The sequence below is a fragment of the Actinomadura geliboluensis genome, assembly GCF_005889745.1.
Taxonomy (GTDB): Bacteria; Actinomycetota; Actinomycetes; order Streptosporangiales; family Streptosporangiaceae; genus Spirillospora; species Spirillospora geliboluensis.
On the sequence record NZ_VCKZ01000191.1, the window covers coordinates 1 to 16802 of the forward strand.

13 protein-coding genes are annotated in these 16802 nt (G+C 73.6%); 7 read left to right on the top strand and 6 right to left on the bottom strand.

Annotation, left to right across the window (positions count from 1 at the left end):
* Nucleotides 1–876, bottom strand: an 876-nt coding sequence (locus ETD96_RS24185; protein WP_138638766.1) for an AAA family ATPase, incomplete at its 3' end; no start/stop codon positions are given.
* A gap of 351 nt (nt 877–1227) precedes the next feature.
* On the opposite strand from ETD96_RS24185, the gene ETD96_RS24190 reads away from it, so the two are divergent.
* Complete coding sequence (locus ETD96_RS24190; RefSeq protein ID WP_205719434.1) at nt 1228–2325, top strand: MBL fold metallo-hydrolase; 1098 nt, start codon at nt 1228–1230, stop codon at nt 2323–2325.
* 4 nt (nt 2326–2329) lie between these two features.
* Here ETD96_RS24190 and ETD96_RS24195 read toward each other — a convergent pair whose 3' ends face one another.
* A complete protein-coding gene (locus ETD96_RS24195; RefSeq protein WP_138638768.1) occupies nt 2330–4822 on the bottom strand; it encodes an excinuclease ABC subunit UvrA in 2493 nt (830 codons plus the stop codon).
* A gap of 146 nt (nt 4823–4968) precedes the next feature.
* A complete protein-coding gene (locus ETD96_RS24200; protein ID WP_138638769.1) occupies nt 4969–5940 on the bottom strand; it encodes a helix-turn-helix transcriptional regulator in 972 nt (323 codons plus the stop codon).
* A 63-nt stretch (nt 5941–6003) separates the two neighbouring features.
* Here ETD96_RS24200 and ETD96_RS24205 point away from each other — a divergent pair, with 63 nt between their 5' ends.
* On the top strand, nt 6004–7485 hold the full coding sequence (locus ETD96_RS24205) for an MFS transporter (RefSeq protein ID WP_138638770.1): 1482 nt from the start codon (nt 6004–6006) through the stop codon (nt 7483–7485).
* Nucleotides 7486–7510: 25 nt separating this feature from the next.
* Here the strand turns inward: ETD96_RS24205 and ETD96_RS24210 are convergent, their stop codons facing one another.
* Entirely contained in the window at nt 7511–8464 is a 954-nt protein-coding gene (locus tag ETD96_RS24210; protein WP_138638771.1) for an acyl-CoA desaturase, read from the bottom strand.
* Nucleotides 8465–8665: 201 nt separating this feature from the next.
* Between ETD96_RS24210 and ETD96_RS24215 the strand changes: the two genes are divergently transcribed.
* The 4 genes from ETD96_RS24215 to ETD96_RS24230 are packed head-to-tail and all read left to right on the top strand — an operon-like array spanning nt 8666 to nt 13919.
* Nucleotides 8666–9907 carry a cytochrome P450 gene (locus ETD96_RS24215; protein ID WP_138638772.1) on the top strand — a complete coding sequence of 414 codons (1242 nt, stop codon included), beginning with the start codon at nt 8666–8668 and terminating at the stop codon, nt 9905–9907.
* Nucleotides 9904–11499: a peroxidase family protein gene (locus ETD96_RS24220; protein ID WP_240808113.1), complete on the top strand. Its 1596-nt coding sequence runs from the start codon at nt 9904–9906 to the stop codon at nt 11497–11499. The genes ETD96_RS24215 and ETD96_RS24220 overlap by 4 nt, the downstream gene beginning before the upstream one ends.
* Nucleotides 11496–13637, top strand: a complete 2142-nt coding sequence (locus ETD96_RS24225; protein ID WP_138638773.1) for an alpha/beta hydrolase family protein — start codon at nt 11496–11498, stop codon at nt 13635–13637. The genes ETD96_RS24220 and ETD96_RS24225 overlap by 4 nt, the downstream gene beginning before the upstream one ends.
* A 9-nt stretch (nt 13638–13646) precedes the next feature.
* The gene (locus ETD96_RS24230; RefSeq protein ID WP_138638774.1) at nt 13647–13919 is read left to right on the top strand and encodes a hypothetical protein; all 273 of its coding nucleotides are present in this window, start codon (nt 13647–13649) and stop codon (nt 13917–13919) included.
* Between the two features lie 30 nt (nt 13920–13949).
* Here ETD96_RS24230 and ETD96_RS24235 read toward each other — a convergent pair whose 3' ends face one another.
* A complete protein-coding gene (locus tag ETD96_RS24235) occupies nt 13950–14834 on the bottom strand; it encodes an NAD(P)-dependent oxidoreductase (RefSeq protein WP_138638775.1) in 885 nt (294 codons plus the stop codon).
* Between the two features lie 49 nt (nt 14835–14883).
* On the opposite strand from ETD96_RS24235, the gene ETD96_RS24240 reads away from it, so the two are divergent.
* A complete protein-coding gene (locus tag ETD96_RS24240) occupies nt 14884–15288 on the top strand; it encodes a MerR family transcriptional regulator (protein ID WP_138638776.1) in 405 nt (134 codons plus the stop codon).
* Nucleotides 15289–15321: 33 nt separating this feature from the next.
* Here ETD96_RS24240 and ETD96_RS24245 read toward each other — a convergent pair whose 3' ends face one another.
* Nucleotides 15322–16521 (bottom strand): nucleotide disphospho-sugar-binding domain-containing protein, encoded by a 1200-nt coding sequence (locus ETD96_RS24245; RefSeq protein WP_138638777.1) that lies wholly within the window; start codon nt 16519–16521, stop codon nt 15322–15324.
* Nucleotides 16522–16802: the final 281 nt, after the last annotated feature.

Here is a 16802-nt window from a genome sequence, read left to right on the forward strand (position 1 = left end):
CAGCCGCCCGGCCGCACGCCGGATCAGCACCGGATCCCCGGTCGGCTCGGCCGCCGCGATCAGCAGGAACGACCGCGTCGCGTCCGGCAGCCCCGCCAGCCGCCGCCGGAAACCCTCCTCGATCCGCGCCGGGACGGCCTGGGCCTCCACCAGCCCGAACCCGCCCGCCAGCTGCGCCGGGCTCAGCCCGCGCGGCAGTTCCAGCAGCGCCAGCGGGTTCCCGTTGGTCTCGGCCAGGATCCGGTCCCGGATCCGCTCGTCCAGCGGGAACCGGACCACCGACCCCAGCAGCGCCTGCGCGTCCTGCTTCTCCAGCCCGCGGACCTCCAGATCCACCAGCCCGTGGAACTGGCTGCCCGGCTCACGCGCGGCGAAGATCAACCCGACCGGCTCGGCCAGCAACCGCCGAGCCACGAACGCCAGCACCTGCGCCGACGACTGGTCCAGCCACTGCGCGTCGTCGATCACGCAGAGCAGGGCGCGTTCCTCCGCCGCCTCGGCAAGGAGGGTCAGCACCGCCAGGCCGATGATGAAGCGGTCGGGTGTGTCGCCGTTGCGCATGCCGAACGCGACCGCGAGCGCGTCGCGCTGCGGGCCGGGCAGCTTCTCGATCCGGTCCAGCAGTGGCGCGAGCAGGAGATGCAGGCCGGCGAACGCCAGCTCCATCTCCGATTCCGTCCCCACGGTGCGGACCACCCGCATGTCGGCCGCCCGTCCCACCGTGTGCCGCAGCAGGGCCGACTTGCCCACGCCCGCCTCACCGCGCAGCACCAGGGCCCGCCCGCGTCCGGAGCGGACGTCCCCCAACAGGCCATCCAGCTCAGCACGCTCCCGATGCCGATCAAGCAACGGCGTGCGCCCCGACAGCTTCTCCATGCCCGTCCATGCTCCCGCCGTTCGGCGCCGCCCCGTCGGCGCGGCCAAGTCAGCAGCCATCGGGCGCCGCGTCAGGACGCCACTTCCGCCTGACCTCGATCGATGCCCGCCCGGTAACTCCGTAACTGTAGCGATATGGAGGCCCCTCTCCCCGCAGAGCGACGGCGCCGCCGCTCGAAGGCTCTTGCCAATGCGCCTTGATCGGCCGTAGGGTCGCGCCATTCTCTGTAGTGATTACTACAGGGACGCTCCGCCGAGAGAAGGGTCGTCATCATGTGCGAGGAGCCACGACCGCACCTGTCCCGCAGGGGGCTGTTGCGCACCGCGGGTGCTGCGGCCGGTGCGGTGACCGTGTCCGGTGTGCTGAGCGGCACCGCGTCGGCGGCGGGGCCGTCCTCCCCGGCGGCCGCCCAGGGGTACCGGACGCGGCTCGTCCTCCTCGGCACCTCCGGAGGGCCCATCTGGTGGGAGGGGTCGGACCGCGTGGGCGTGTCGTCCGCGCTCGTCGTCGGCGACGCCCTCTACCTGGTCGACTGCGGGAACTCGTCCGTCCACAACCTGCGCGGAGCGGGGCTGCTCGGGCCGGGCCAGGGCATGAACGACCTGGGCCACCTGCGCGCCGTGTTCCTCACCCACCTGCACTCCGACCACATCGCCGACTACCCGGGGCTGCTGCTCTACGGCATCTGCGGCGGCGGGCTCGGCCGGGCCGACCGGCCCGTCCAGGTGTTCGGACCGGGCAAGCGCGGGGCGCTCCCGGCGGTCTTCCCGGCGGGACGGCCCGTCCCGGACCCGATCCAGCCGGACGACCCCGGGGCCGGGACGGTCGACATGACCGCGTCCCTGGTCGCCGCGTTCGCCACCGACTTCAACGACAGGCTCTTCGACACCGGGTCCCCGGCCATCACCGACCGCGTGAACGCCCATGACATCGCCCTGCCGGACGGCGCCGCACCGGGTAAGAGCATCCCGCGCCTGCACCGGCCCATCAGGGTGTACGAGGACGACCGGGTGCGCGTGACGGCCACGCTCGTCGACCACGGGCAGATGTTCCCCGCGTTCGGGTTCCGGTTCGACACCGACGACGGCTCGGTGGTGTTCTCCGGCGACACCACCGTCTCCGACAACCTGGTGGACCTGGCCGGTGACTGCGACGTCCTCGTCCACGAGGTGATCGACCAGGCGTGGGTGGAGCAGAGCATCTCGGCGCTGCCCGTCCCGCAGGAGACCAAGGACGGCTACATCAACCACATGATCGGCGCCCACACCACCACCGAGCAGGTCGGCACGGTGGCGCAGCGGGCGGGGGCGCGCAGGCTCGTCCTGAACCACTTCTCGCCCGGGCACCTCCAGGACGGGCGGTGGCGCCGCGCCGGCCGCGACTTCGCCGGGCCGGTCGTCCCCGGGCGCGATCTCATGCAGATCGGCGTCGGACGCAAGCGGCGCTAGCCCGCTAGGCTCCGGCGCGCAGGTGCCGGGCGAGGTATTTCCCGGTGATGGACGCGGGGTCGCGGGCGATCTGGCCCGGTGTGCCGGTGGCGATGATCTCGCCGCCCTCCTCGCCCCCGCCGGGGCCGAGGTCGATCACGTGGTCGGAGTTGGCGATCAGGTCGAGGTCGTGTTCGATCACGATGACGGTGGCGCCGCGGTCGGCCAGCCGCTGCAGGACGTCCAGGAGGGTGCGCACGTCCAGCGGGTGCAGGCCCACGCTCGGTTCGTCGAGGACGAACACGGCGTCGGTCTGGTCCCGGTGCATCTGGCTCACCAGCTTCAACCGCTGGGCTTCGCCGCCGGACAGGGCCGGGGTGGCCTCGCCGAGGGTGAGGTAGCCCAGTCCCAGTTCGTCCAGGGCCGCCAGGCGCTTGTGCACCCGCCGCAGGTCGGCGGTGGCGTTGAGGGCTTCGCGGATCGTGCACCCGAGCAGGCCGGGCAGGGAGACGCCGTCGCGCCGGTAGGCGTCCGCGCGGGGCGCGAAGCGGCTACCGCCGCACTCGGGGCAGACGATGTCCACGTCGGGCAGGAACTGGACGTCGAGGGAGATCTCGCCGGTGCCGCCGCAGCGCGGGCAGGCCAGTGACCCGGTGTTGTACGAGAAGTCGGAGGCCGTCAGCCCGTCGCGGCGGGCCTCCGGGGTCGCGGCGTAAGCCTTGCGCAGCTCGTCCATGACGCCCGAATAGGTGGCCACGGTGGAGCGGACGTTGATGCCGATCGGGGTCGCGTCGACCACATGGACCTTGATGCCGTCGGGCGCCTCCAGGTCGCGCACATGAGCCGGCAGGGCCGCCGATCTCGACCGTGCCTCCAGGGCCGGGACCAGGCATTCGAGGACGAGCGTCGTCTTGCCCGATCCGGAGACGCCGGTGACGGCGGTCAACCGGCCGAGGGGGAACTCGACCTCCAGCGGGTGGACGGTGTGGACGGCCTCCGTCTTGAGGCGGACTGCTCCCCGCTCGAACACGGCGGCCGGCTCGGCGCAGGCACGGACGATCACCGGCTCGGCACCCGTGAGGAAGCCGGCGAGCCGCGAGCGGGACGCGCCGGCGAGGGCGCCGGGGCCGCCCTCGGCGATGACGGTGCCGCCGTCGTCCCCCGAGCCGGGGCCGATCTCGATCAGCCAGTCGGCCTCCCGCAGGATCTGCACGTCGTGGTCGACGAAGACGACCGAGTTGCCGTCGGCCAGCAGGTCGCGCATCACGCCGAGCAACCCCTCGACGTTGGCCGGGTGCATGCCGATCGACGGCTCGTCGAGAACGTAGAGGACGCCGGTGGTGCGGTTGCGGACCGCCCGCGCGAGCTGGGCCCGCTGCCGCTCGCCGGTGGACAGCGTCGACCCCGCCCGGTCCAGCGCGAGGTAGCCGAGGCCGAGCTCGACGAGGCGCCGGCCCATGTCGACCAGGGTGTCGGCCAGCGACCGGGCCATCTCCCGCATGTCGGCGGGGAGGTCGTCCACGACGCCGGGCGCCCACGCCAGCACCTCGTCCAGGGTCATCGCGGTGACCTCGGCCAGGTTCCGCTCACCGATCCGAGGGGCCCGCGCGGCGGGGCTGAGGCGGGTGCCCCGGCAGTCCGGGCAGGTGCCCTCGCTCAGGAAGCGGCTGACCCTGGCCAGCCGCTTGTCGGTGTCGGCGCGCTTCAGCTCCTCGGTCACCGTCAGCCGCGCGTTGCGGAAGGTGAAGTCCAGTTCGTGGACCCCCTTCTTGCTGGTGACGGTGATGTGCTTCTTCTCCTCCGGACCGTCCAGCACGATCTCCCGCTCGCGGTCGGTCAGCTCGCTCCACGGCACGTCGGTGCGCACGCCGAACTCGCGCGCGATGTCGGGCTGGACGTTGAACCCGAACATCTGCCAGGGGGCGACCGCGCCGTCCTCCAGCGTCTTGGACGGGTCCGGGACGAGCGTCGCGTCGTCCACCGTGCGCACCACGCCGATGCCCTGGCAGCGGGGGCAGGCGCCGGTGGAGTTGAACGACAGGTCCTCGGCGCCCGGCGGGTGCACCCGCTCACCGCAGACGGGGCACGTGAACGGCACCTCGGCCGCCACATCGATCGTCGGCGGGACCCGGTGGCCGTTGGGGCACAGGTGGGAGGCCAGCCGCGAGAACATCAGCCGCAGCACGTTCAGCAACTCGCTGGAGGTGCCGAACGTGGACCGCACGCCGGGCACCCCGGGTCGCTGCCGCAGCGCCAGCGCGGCGGGGACGTGCTCCACCGAGTCGACCGCCGCCCGCGGCGCCTGGGCCATCCGGCGGCGGGTGTAGGTCGACAGCGCCTCGATGTAGCGGCGGGACCCTTCGGCGTACAGCACGCCCAGTGCCAGCGACGACTTCCCCGACCCGGACACGCCGGCGACCCCGACCATGACGCGCAGCGGAACGTCGACGTCCACGTTCCGCAGGTTGTGCACGCGGGCGCCGCGCACCCTGAGCTGGTCGGGCTGAGTGGACCTCATCGCCGCATGCTCCTCCTGGGCGCTGCCCAGACGAACGACTCCGGATCGGACGCCCATACCCCTCACGCCGACCGGTACCCCTCACGCACCAGGGCGGGCGGTTCGCGATGATCATGTGGGTCGCGGGACGAGCATTCCCGGCGCAGTCAGCCGGCGGGGCCGAGTGCTCTGTCGATGCGGTTCCGCAGGGAGCGGAGCGCTTGCCTGAGTTCTGGCGGTTCGATCTCCGTCATGTCGGCGTCGAAGGTCAGGAGGAGTCCTGCCAGCCCGGCCCATGACCACGCGCCGAGCGTGAGCCGGCACCGGGAGTCGGTGTCGTGCTCGACCGTCGACCCGCCGGGGGCGAACCTGGCGACGACGGGCGCGGGCAGGGCGATGAGCGCCGAGCCGCGGCACGGCCATTCCGCCGGGGTGTCGCCGCGATCGTGCGTGCTCATGACGAAGGCCGCTGGATCGCCGTGCGGGACGTCGCGCCGCCGGAAGGGCGTCCCCGTGGGCATGCGCAGTTCAAGGCGGTCGACGCGCATCGCACGCCACCGGTCCGCGTCCGGTTCGAACGCGACGAGGTACCAGCGCGCCGCCCATACGACGAGGTCATGCGGTTCCAGGGTGAGCGTCGCCGTGCCGCCCTCGCCGGTGTAGTCCGCGCGGACGACGTGCCGCCGGTTGATCGCGCCGCCGATGGCGCGGACGGCCTCCGCGTCGATGGGCGCCGCGGGGAACTCCCAGTAGTTGCGCGCCGCGGAGACGGTGACCGCCTCGGTGTGGACGCGGCTGCGGGCGGGCATCGCCTGCCGCAGCGTGGCGAGGGCGCGGACGGCGTTCTCCCCGATGCCGGACAGGATCGCCGGGACGGTCTGGAGCGCGACGGCCGCCGCGACGGCCTGGTCCTCGTCGAAGACGACCGGCGGCAACCGGGTGGCGCGGCCGAGCCGGTAGCCGCCGCCCGCCCCGCGCACGGCCTCGATCTCGTACCCGAGCTCCCGGAGCGTGTCGATGTCGCGCCGCACGGTCCGCACCGACGTCCCGAGCCTGGCGGCGAGGTCCCCGGCGGTCAGCGTCGCGCCGGTCCCGAAGACCGACAGCAGCTTGAGCGTCCGGGCGGAGGTGGCGGCCATCGCTCGCACTCCTCACGACAAAGCGGTCACTCGGCGGCAACTATAGCGGCGAGGGTCGCCCGCATGACCGCTTCACAGATCCCTCACGAGGGCACGCGCGGGCCCGGCGCCCCGCCGGCGCTCGTCTCCGGCGCGGGCGCGAGCGCGGCGCTCCTGGTGGTGCTCTTCGGCTCGTTCCTGGACCTCCTCGACGGGACGATCGTCACCGTCGCCGCCCCGGCGATCGCCCGCGACCTCGGGGCCGGCGACGCCCAGATCCAGTGGACGATCGCCGCCTACCTCCTCGCCCTGGGCGCGGGCCTGGTCACCGGTGGACGGCTCGGCGACCGGTACGGCCGCAAGCGCCTGTTCATGATCGGCCTGACCGGGTTCACCGTCACCTCCGCGCTCTGCGCGCTGGCCGCCGGCCCGGGAATGCTCATCGGCACCCGCGCCGCGCAGGGACTGACCGCGGGGGTCATGGTCCCGCAGGTGTTCGGGATCATCCGGGCGTCGTTCGCCCCGGGCGAGCGCGCCAAGGCGTTCGGCGCCTACGGGGCGGTCCAGGGCCTCGCGTCCGTCGCGGGCCCGCTGCTCGGCGGGCTGCTCGTCGACGCCGACCTGTTCGGGCTGGGCTGGCGCACCATCTTCTGGATCAACGTGCCCGTCTCGGTCCTGGCGCTCGTCATGGGCGCGAAGGTGCTGCCGGAGTCCCGCTCGGCCTCGACCGCCCGCCTCGACCTCCCGGGCGCGCTGCTCGCGGCCGCGGGCATCCTGCTCCTGCTGCTGCCGATCATCCAGACCGACTCCTGGGGATGGACTTCGACCAGCTACGCCCTGCTCACCGCCGGGATCGTCGTGCTCGCGGTCTTCGTCGTCCATGAGCGACGCCTCGCCGGACGCGGGGGCGAGCCCGTCTTCGATCCGGCCCTGCTCCGGATCCGCGCCTTCGCGGTCGGCCTGTCCGCGTCCCTGCTGTTCTTCGGCGGTATCGGGGCGTTCTTCCTCACCCTGTCGGTCTACCTCCAGGACGGCACCGGCCGGACGGCGTGGGAGACCGGCCTGGTGATCCTGCCCTACGCGCTCGGCTCGATCGTCACCTCCGGGGTCGGCGTCGCGCTCGCCGCCAAGGCCGGGCGGGCCCTGCTGATCACCGGCTCGCTCACCGTCGCGGCATCGCAGCTCGTCCTGTGGACGGCCGTCGGGGACGGCGGCGACCCCGGATACCCGCTCCTCGCCCTCGCTCTCCTCATCGGCGGCCTCGGGCTCGGTCTCTGCGCCCCGATCCTCGTCAACGTCGTCCTCGCCGGCATCCCCGGGCGCGACGCCGGCGCCGGGGGCGGTGTACTCTCCACCGTCAACCAGATCGGCGGTGCCGCCGGCATCGCCGCTCTCGGCACGGTCTTCTTCACCACCGCCACCGGTTCGGCGACCGGCGCACCGGGACGGGCCGACTACGGTGACGCGCTCGGCATCGTCCTCGTCATCTCCGCCGTGCTCTACGCCGTGGCGGCACTCGTGATGCTCGCGCTACCGAAGAACACGGCCGAGCACGTCGACCAGTGACGCGCGCGCGGGCGAACCGCTCCGCTCAACTCGCGTTGGGTTCCCGGGTCGCGGTGGGGTGGTTCGCTCGCATCTCGATGCGGGCTTGGGACGGCCAGTGGACGTCGTGGGCGCAGCCGAGTCTCTCCAGGAGGCGGATCAGGGCCGCGCTGGGATCGGTCTGGCCTTTGAGGACGCCGTGGCGGGCGCTGGTCGGCTCGATGTGGTGCCAGTTGTGCCAGCCCTCGCCGAACGTCAGCAGCGCCACCCATCGGACGTTCGAGGAGCGGTCGCGGGTGGGGAAGTCCTGGTCGCCGAAGCAGTGCGCGATCGAGTTCACCGACCACGTGACGTGGTGGACGACCGCGTAGCGGACGAGGCCGGCCCAGAAGAGGGCCGTCCAGAAGCCCGCCCACGACCAGGTGATCAGGCCGCCGGCCGCGGCGGGCAGCAGGAAGGACGCGACGGTGATCGCCGGGTAGGCCGCGTCCACCCGGCGGATGTCGCGGTCGGCGAGCAGGTCGGGCACCCAGTGCGCGCGGTTGGACCGCCTGCGGGCGCTGTAGAACCAGCCGACCTGGGCGTGCAGCAGGCCGCGCAGCAGCGCGAAGCCGCTGTCGCCGTAGACCCAGGGCGAGTGCGGGTCGCCGGGCTTGTCGGAGTACTTGTGGTGCCTGCGGTGCTCGGCGGCCCACAGTGAGGGCGGCCCTTCGAGGGCCAGCGCGCCCGCGAGGGCGAACCCCACCCGGACGGGCCGGGGGCACTTGAAGGAGCGGTGGGTCAGCAGGCGGTGGTAGCCGACGCTGATGCCGAAGATGTTGACGGTGTACATCGCCAGGGCGAGCAGGAGGTCGACGGGCCCGACCGCGCGCCCCCAGACGGCCGCCACCGCCGCGACCAGGGCCAGCGGAGGCAGCACGACCAGGACGGCCAGGTAGGCGTGCCGGCGGGTTCCGGAGACCGGGAGCGTCTCCCCCATCGACCGATCCGCCTCCGCCATCCGTTCCTCCCGCCATCCGGTTCAGCCCGCAGGTCGAGGCCCATTGAACTGCGACGACACGGAGGGCGGCAGTCGCCTGGCGGATAGGCAACCATCACCGAGTGAAGCTACTTAACTACTCAATGTGCCAAATCTCTTGGCGGTGACGGTTTGGACTCTTACTCTCTGGATCCGGCCGGTCACGACTTGGGAGCTGATGCCATGCAGCCAGAGGGGTACCTCGCCGCCTACGACGCCCTCGTCCGGGCCGATCCGGGCGCCGCCCAGGTCCGGCTGGCCGGGTGGTTGCGCACCGACTGGCGGGAGCTGTTCGCCGAGCTGCGCGCGGACCGGCCCGTCCTCGCGGCGCCGACCTTCGCCCTGGTCACCCGGCACGCCGACGTGACCGAGGTGCTGTCGCGGCCGGACGCGTTCCCGGTCAGCGCCTACCGTCCCTCGATGGAGGCCGCGCTCGGCGCCCCGATCATGCTGACCCGCGACGGGACCCCGATGAACTGGCGGGAGAAGGGCCTGATGCAGGTCATGCTCGCGCCCGAGGACGTCCCCGCCGTGCGCGCGCTCGCGGGTGAGCTCGCCGACGAGGCGCTGGACGCGGCCGACGGGGAGCTCGACGCGGTCGGCGGGGTGTTCCGGGGCGTCCCGCTGAAGGTCTGCGCCCGCTACTTCGGCTTCCCGGGGCCGGACGAGGCGACGCTGTCGCGCTGGTCGCGGGCCATCATGACCGACGTGACCGCCAACTTCACCGGCGATCCCGGCGTGCACGCGGCGGCGGTCGCCGCGGGCGCGGAGATGATGGCGTACCTGCGCGGCCTGGTCGCCGAGCGGCGCGCCGCGCCCGACGGCGCGGACGTGCTGGGCCGGCTGGTCCGCACCCGGCTGCCCGCCGAGCTGGGCTTCGACGACGAGCGCGTCGCGGTCAACGTCGCCGGCCTGCTGCTGGGGTTCGTCGAGAACGCCGCCGGGTCCATGACGAACGTGGTGTCGCTGCTGCTCGGCCGGCCCGAGCTGCACGCCGCCGCCGTGGCGGCCGCCGGCGTCCCCGAGCGGTTCGACGGCCATGTCTGGGAGGCGCTGCGGTTCGACCCCTTCCTCAAGATGATCGCCCGCTACTGCGTGCGGGACCACGTGCTGCCCAGCGGGGCGACGGTCCCGGCCGGGCGCCTTGTCCTGGCGGCGGTCGCCTCCGCCATGTTCGACGACGACGCCGTGGACGACCCCGCCGCCTTCCGGGCCGACCGGCCCGCGGACGCCTGGATGCACTTCGGCCACGGCCCGCACGCCTGCCTGGGCGTGCACCCGGGCCGGGTCGTGATCGCCGAGACCCTGCGCCGCGTCCTGCTGAGACCCGGGCTGCGCGCGGGCGGGGAGGTGCGCCGCGACCGGGACGTCTTCCCCGACGGCTTCCCGCTGCGGTTCGACGCTCCGGCGCGGGAGGGGGCGTGACCGTGCGAGAGTCCCACCCGAGCGCCCGCGGCTTCGCCTCCGACGGCGCCCGCAACCGGCTGCGGTTCCTCGCGCTGACCCACGGCCGGCCGCTGTGGCGGCTCGCCGAGTCGTCCACCGCGCTGCGCCGCCGCATCAACGCCGCCGTGATCGACCAGGCGTGCCGGGAGATGCCGCCGCGGCCCGAACCGCTGAGCACGATGGCGCCGTACACGTCCTGGCCGTCGCTGACCGACCGCACCTACAGCGGCCGGCACCTGCCGCCCGTCCCCGACCAGGAGACCGGCCGCCCGACGGTCGAGCAGGCCGCCGACCTGTTCGCCCGCGACGGCGAGATGATCCCCTGCCCCCGCTCCACCGTCCTGTTCGCCTACTTCGCCCAGTGGTTCACCGACGGGTTCCTGCGCGGCGAGTCCGAGGAGCCCCGCGACCCGCGGCGCAGCACGTCCAACCACGAGATCGACCTCAACCCGCTGTACGGGCTGACGGCCGAGGCCACCGACGCCGTGCGCGCCCGCGAGGGCGGGCTGCTCAAGAGCCAGCTGATCAACGGCGGCGAGTTCCCGCCGTACCTCTGCGAGAACGGCAAGATCAAGCCGGAGTTCTGGGCGCTGACGGCGGTCCGGATGGACATGCTGACCGACGCGCAGCGCGACACCCTGTTCGCGACCGGCGGCGACCGCGGCAACGTCCAGGTCGGCTTCACGATGATGACGGTGCTGTTCCTGCGCGAGCACAACCGGGTCGCCCGGGCGCTCGCGGCGGAGAACCCCCGCTGGGACGACGAGCGGCTCTTCCAGACCGCCCGCAACATCGTCATCGTCGAGGTCATCAGGCTGGTCGTCGAGGAGTACATCAACCACATCACGCCGTACCACTTCCGGTTCCTGCTCGACCCCCGCCTCTCCCGGATGCTGCAGCGCGCGCCCTGGCACCGGCAGAACTGGGCCTCGGTCGAGTTCAACCTGGTCTACCGCTGGCACAGCCTCATCCCGTCCAGCCTGGTCGTCGGCGACACCGAACTGCCCACGGCCCGGACGCTGTTCGGCGGCGCCCTGATCCCCGGCCCGGGGCTGGGCAGGCTGTTCGAGGACGCCTCCGAGCAGCGCGCCGGGCGCATCGGCCTGTTCAACACCGACCCGATCCTGCGCGAGGTCGAGATCTCCTCGATCAAGGACGCCCGCACCCTGCAGCTGGCGTCCTACAACGACTACCGCGCCCACTGCCGCTTCCCCAGGGCGCGCGGCTTCGCCCAGGTGTCCGGCGACCCGCGCGTGCAGGACGCCCTCGCCGACCGGTACCGGAGCGTGGACGACCTGGAGCTGTACGTCGGCCTGTTCGCCGAGGAGCCCGGATCGCCCGCCGCCGTCCTGCCGCCCCTCCTCACCAAGATCATCGCGATCGACGCGTTCTCGCAGGCGCTCACCAACCCGCTGCTGGCCCCGCGCGTGCTGAACGCCGCGACCTTCACCCCCGCCGGCCTGCGGACGATCGCCGAGACCCGCACGCTCGGCGACGTGCTCGCCCGCAACACCCCCGAGGACCCGCGGCCCCGGTTCGTGAGCATGACGTGGCGAGGAGCGGCGCGATGACCGCCCCCGCCGACGCGGCCCCGGGCGCGCTGCTGCCGGCCGCCGCGCGGGAACTCGCCGAGATCGCGCACACGCTCCGCGAGGCGGCCGTGCACGCCACGGCCGCGCTGTCCGACCCGCAGGTCGCCGCGGCCGTGTGCCGCGCGCCGCGCGAGGGGTGGCGGGCGCAGCGGGCGCTGGCCCGCGCCGTCACCGACCCCGCCGGGCTCGGCTGGGCCCCGGCGGGCGGCGTGCTCGGCGTCCTCGGCGCCAAGCTCGGCGGGTTCGCCGGGACGCCGAGCCTGCCCGTCGCGGTCATGACCACGTCGCTGCGGCTGCGCATCGCCGCGGTCGCCCTCGCCGAGCCCGCGCTCACCGAGGACCCGCTGGTCCGCCGGCTGGTCGAGGCGGCCGGCGAGGGCCGGTCCGGCATGCTCGGGGCACTGCGCGACCTGGTCGCCGACCGCGGCGCGGCGGGCGCGCTGAGCGCGCTGTCCCCCGTCTTCAGCGAGGTCCTCGCGCTGCGCGCGCTGCTCGACCGCAACCCGCTGAACGACCACACCGCCTGGCTCATCGCGACCGGCGCGGGCGCCGCGACCGCCGACCCGCTGACCGGGCTGAGCAACCGCGCCATCGCCCGGCTGGACCGCGGCCGCGGCGCCGCCCTGCGCGCCGAGCCGACCGCGGCGGAGGCCGCCCGGTTCTGCGCGGAGGCGTCCCTGCTCGGCCTGCTCGGCGACCTGATCGCGGTCGGGCCCACCGGCCGCGCGCTGCTGCTCACCGTGCGCGGCCCCGACGGCGCCGAACGGTACGTCCTGCTGGCGCCCGGGATGCGGCTCGGCGCACCGGACGGCGCGTCGCCCGCCGACCTGCTCGGCGCGTTCAGCAGCACCGTCCAGGACAGCGGCCCCTACAGCCGCGCCCTCGCCAAGGCCATCGACGACTACCGGATCCCCGCCGGCGCCGACCTCGCCCTGATCGGCCACAGCGCCGGCGGCGCGGCCGTCATGAGCCTGAGCCAGGACGCCGCGCTCAACGCCCGGTACCGGCTCACCCACGTCATCGCGATCGGGTCGCCGATCGACTTCAAGACCCCCGCGGACCCGGCGACCTGGGTCGCCAGCGTCACCAACCGGCACGACATCATCCCGAGCCTCGACGGGCAGGGCGCCGGGAACTGCTTCACGGAAGGGCCCGGCCGGTACGTCGTGGACTACACCGACCCGACGCACCTGTTCCCCGCCTGCCACCGGCTTGAGCACTACGCCGCCAACATCGAGCACGACCTCCCCGAGGCGCGCGCGCACATCGAACAGCAGCTCGCGCCCTACAACGGCCCCGTCATCAATCGCCGGCTCTACGAGCTCTACGACGACGCCCGCCGCCCGGAGGGCTTCCCGTTCCTCAGCGTCGCCGCCCGCGCCGAGCCCACTCCCGACGGCCCGGTGGAGGTGCCCGCGCGGACATCGGACGCGGCTGCGCTCACGGCCTGGTTCGCCGTCGACGCCGCCTCCGCCGCCGCCGTCCTGGAGGAGGGCGGCGCCGTCCCGGTGCGGGCCGGGACGCGGTCGCTGGTCGCACTGTCCGTCCACGACCACCGGGCGAGCACGCTCGGGCCGCACCAGGAGGTCGCCCTCGGGCTAGTCGTTCACGATCCGTGGTGCCCTCGTCCCGTCGGCGTCTGGCTGGACCTGCTGCGCCGCCCGCACCTGCGCGGCGCCGGGCTGTGGACGCTCGCCACCGCGCTGAGCACCCCCGCCGCCGGCGCCGCCCACCGCAACCTGTGGAGCGAGCACGCCGTCACCGCCCCGATCCGCGTCCGCCTGGACGGCCGCGCCGCCGCGCTCACCGTCGGCGCCCCGGACGACCGCGTCCTGACCTTCGCGGGGCCGCTCGGCCCGAGCAGCCCGGCCCGCTCCGGCGATCTGGTCGTCTACTCCGCCCTCGCCGGCGCGACGCAGCGCACGCTCGTCCACACCCATGGCCGGGCCCGGCTGCACCCCGCGCCCCGCGCCCGTCTGCACGCCGGCGCGGGCGACGACCCCCTGACCGCCCGGCTGCGCGCCCTCGGCCTCGACGGCGCCCGGCCTCTCCTCTGCCTCGCCCACCCGCACCGGATGCTCCGCCGCGACGCGGGCACCCTCGTCTTCCCCGCTTAGGAGGCCGCCTTGCCCGCCCGCCGCTCGGTCGCCGACTCCGCCGCCCTGCTGCGCTCCGACGCCGAGGCCGTCGAACACGCCACGGCCCGCCTCCGCGCCCTGGTCCAGCGCCTCAAGGACGACCCGGCGACACCCCCCTGGTTCACCGCCACCGCCGAAGCGCACATAACGGCCGCCACAACCGCCGCCACCGACCTGGCAGCCGCCGCCACCCACCTGAACACCCTGTCCAGATCGACAGCGCGTCCCGTCACCCCACCTCCGCGCGCCTCGCACACCTGAGCCGGAGAGCACGACCCCCGACGGCGGCGGTCAGTTGCCGCGGGGCTTGGTGAACTCCTTGATGAGGACGGGGTACTGCTCGGCGCCGTGGCCGGCGGCGATCGCGCGGTCGGCGATCGTCTTGAAGAGTTTCGGCAGTTCGGCGTTGACGCCCGCCGCCTCGCTCTCCTTGATCAGGTGGGTCATCGCCGCCGCGTCGGTCTCCAGGGCCGACACCTCGGCCGGGAAGGAGCCGGCGTCGACCTGCTCGGCGTAGCCGGGGAGCCATCCGGCCACGCCTTCCGCGATCTGCCGCGCGAACGGCGCATACGTCGCGGCGTCGACGCCGGCCGTCCTGACCAGGGCGGTGCCCTGGAGCCAGGCGTTCAGGACGCTCCACATCATGGCCAGGCCGGCCACGTCGTACAGGGACGCCAGTCCGGGGTCGTCGCCGAGATAGGTCACGGTGCCGAGCACTTCGAGCACCGGCCGGTGCGCCTCGAACTCCGGCTGCGGTCCGCTGTGCAGGATCACGGCTTCGGCCGTCCCGATCGCCGGTGGGACGGCCATGATGGCGCCGTCCAAGTATCGGGCACCGCGCTGCGCGGCCCAGTGGGCGGTCTCTCGGGCCTCGGCGGAGTCGCCCGAGGTCAGATTGATCAGTGTCGCGCCGTCCAGTTCGACGCCGTCCGTGTCGAGCGACTCGCGCACGGCTCGGTAATCGGTGAGGCAGACGAGCGTCAGGTTCCCCGCTTTGACCGCGTCGCCCACCGTGGGTGCGAGTTGCGCGCCTTCGGCGACCAGTGGGGCGGCCTTGGCCGCCGTACGGTTCCACACCGTGGTGGGATGGCCGGCCTTCAGGAAGGCACTGGCCAGTGCCCGGCCCATGAGCCCGAGTCCGATGATCGTCACACGTGTATCGGTTTTGCTGTCCATGGCAGCATCGTCAACGTTGAGACCGGTGTGAGAGTCAAGTGAGGTCTGGGTGCGGATCGGGGAACTGAGCCGGCGGACGGGCGTCAACGCCCACCAGCTGCGCTACTACGAGGCCCGCGGCCTGCTGGCGGCGGACCGCCGCGCGAACGGCTACCGCGAGTACGACGAGTCCGCCGTGCTGCGGGTGAGGCAGATCCGGCATCTGCTCGGCGCCGGCCTGTCGTCCGAGGACATCGCCTACCTGCTGCCCTGCGCGGTCGGAGAGGCCCCGGAGCTGCTCGGATGCCCCGAACTGCTGACCGCGATGCGGTCGCGGCTGGAGCGCCTGGACGAGCAGATGACCAGGCTCGCGCAGTCCCGCGACGCCCTCGCCGACTACATCGACGCGGCCGAACGAACCGCCGCCGAGAACTACCCGCCCTTCGACGACTGCCAGGCCCCCGTCCCCGCCTGAACGGCCTCCCGCGCGGACGCGCGGTACCCGGCGTCAGGTCAGGTCTTCCAGGGTTCGGACGAGGTCGGTGGGGGCCGGCTGGGCGAGGATCTCCGCTTGGAGGCGGGTGGCGGCGGCGCGGACGGCGGGTTCGGTGAGGACGGTCGTCGCGGCGGCCTTGATGGCGTCGGCGGCGGTCTCGTCGGCGATCATGCCGATGCCGACGCCGGTGGCGGCGAGGCGCTGGGCGTTGAAGATCTGGTCCGCGACCGGGGCGATGACCAGCTGCGGGACGCCGTGGCGGGCGGCGGTGAGCAGGGTGCCGGCGCCGCCGTGGTGGACGACCGCGTCGCAGCTCGGCAGCAGCAGGTCGTGCGGGAGGCCGGAGACTAGGCGGGCGCCGGCGGGCAGTTCGCCGACCAGGGCGTGGTCGCGTTCGGGGATGGTCGCCACGATCTCCACGTCGAGGCTCTCCAGGGCCTTGAGGATCTCCGGCACCAGGTAGCCGTCGGAGCCGACGAGCTGGGTGTTCACGGTGCTCCAGGTGACGCACACCCGGGGGCGGCGCGGGGGTTCGACCAGCCAGCCGGGCAGTTCGGCGTTGTCGTTGTACGGCGTGTAGCGCACCGGTATCCGGTCGGGGACCTGGATCTGCAGGGACGCCGGGCACGGGTCGATGTTGCGCAGGGCGTGGTCGGCCTGGGGTTCCACCCCGTACCGCTCGTAGAGGCGCACCAGGTCGGGCGGCCATTCTGCAGGGGGCGCCCCTAGGCCGGGGAAGCCGGCGTGCCGGGAGATGTCCGGGCCCCACAGGTGGCGGACGAGGCGGGCGCCGGACGCCGCGGCCGCGAGGGGGGCGGCGAGCACGATCGGGACGGTCACGATGACGTCCGGCCGCCAGGTGCGGGCGAACGGCACCAGGTCTTCGGCCATGTCCTCGGCGGCCCGCACGTGCGGCGCGAGCCGGGCGTGGCGGAGCCGGCGGACCGTCTCCGGGGGCAGCGCGGCGAGGTCGCCGGGGCGGGGGGCGCGGCCGATCTCGCGCTGGATGCCCTGGTGGGCCTCGGCGAGCCCGGCGGTGAAGTCGTAGCGCCCGCCGGCGCGGAGCACGGGCATGCCCGAGCGGACCACGGCGTCCACCGGGGGCCGGGCCGCGATCCGCACCTCGTGCCCGGCGGCGCGGCACGCCCACGCGAGCGGGACGAGGTGGAAGTAATGCGCGATGCCGGCCAGCGGAGTGAACAGGATCCGCACGGTTTCTCCCTTCCCCGGAATGAGGGTGGCCCGAGCACACCAGCGCGTTCTTAAGCACCGGCAAAGCACGGCCGTGCGGGGACCGCCAAGTCATGCGTTAGGTGGGCTTAAGGCCGCGTCCGGAGGGTGAACAGCGACCAGCACACCGAAGAAGGGAATCTCAGTGACCATGTCAAGCCGCGATAGCGCTGACCTGCGATGGCGGGATCGGGCTGAAGGTTCGGTTGTCGCGCAGCAGAGCCCACAGGACGTCGACCATGCGTCGAGCCAGGGCGAGTAGG